The following is a 1184-nucleotide window of genomic DNA, read 5'->3' as shown; positions in this document are numbered from 1 at the left end:
ACCGGGGATTCCCCGGTGTACGGGCTTGATGTTGTACAAATAGTTCGTTGAGAGCTGAGGTGTTCGCGTTTTTACACAACCAGGGTCACGGACTGCCCTTCAGCTTGGCCGTGAGAAGGTCCGCTTTTCGTTCCTGACCTGCCCTCCCCTCTCCTGCTGTCGTGGATCCCCACCGGGCAGCTTATTGCCCTCTGCCCTCCTCTGATCATCGCAGCAGAGGCAGCATGGATCCCAGCAAGGCCTCACTTACTTAAGGCTTCCGAACCTAGCCTTTCCCAAAGTCACGTTTTCGAATGGCTCTCGGCTGCGGTACGAGGTGCTGGCTGGCCCGATGCCGATCTAGTCCTTAGTTGTCCTTGCCCGGCTCAACCAACCTGCTGTCGACGCGTTATCCCTGCTCGATCAGATGATCGCTCTTGCCCGAGAAGATCATGCCCGTGGAAGGACGCCGGCTCTCCGGGGCCGCAGGATCGCCACTGGACCACCGGGCCAACCGGTTCCTTGCCGCGCTGGAGGCTGAGGATTTCGCCTTTCTGGAGCCGCAGCTCGAGGCCATCATCCTGCCGCGCGGGACCGTGCTGTACGAGCCGGGCGATCCAATCGGCTACACCTACTTCCCGCATAATGCCATCATCTCCCTTGTTGATGTGATGGAGGATGGCCGGTTGGCCGAGGTGGCGATGTTCGGCCGCGAGGGGCTGTTTGGCCTGCTGAGCGCCTTTATCAGCCGGGAAGCGTTTGGGCGCTACGTGGTGCAGATCCCCGGCAGCGTCTCGCGGGTTCCTCTCGATCACATGCACGTGGCCATTCAGGCGAGCCCCAACCTCCAACGTCTGGTGCTCGCCTACAACGAGGCCCTTCTGGCGCAGGCGTATCACACGGTGGCGTGCAATGCCGTCCATCCCGTCGAGGTCCGATGCTGCCGCTGGATCCTCAGCACGCATGATCGCTTGGACGAGGATGCCCTGCCCCTCACCCATGAGTTCCTGGCCGAGATGCTCGGCGTGCAGCGCTCGACGGTCAGCACCGTTCTGCGCGGCCTCCAGACGTCGGGGCTGATCGAGCAGTACCGTGGCGGGATCAGGGTGATCGACCGCGCCGGTCTGGAACGGGGAGCGTGCGAGTGCTACCGCAAGATCCGCTTCCGCTTCAAGACGCTGCTGCCCGGCAGCTGTGCCGAGCCC

General features: G+C 62.8%; 1 protein-coding gene. It reads left to right on the top strand.

What is annotated here, in order from left to right; translation table 11 throughout:
* Positions 1 to 431: 431 nt before the first annotated feature.
* The coding region (locus tag FS320_RS43740; RefSeq protein WP_152718696.1) for a Crp/Fnr family transcriptional regulator at positions 432 to 1184 on the top strand (753 nt) is incomplete at its 3' end.

Source organism: Microvirga tunisiensis, from assembly GCF_009296175.1.
Classification (GTDB): domain Bacteria; phylum Pseudomonadota; class Alphaproteobacteria; order Rhizobiales; family Beijerinckiaceae; genus Microvirga; species Microvirga tunisiensis.
Note: the sequence above shows the minus strand (reverse complement) of the source record. Positions and strands in the feature narration are given on the sequence as shown.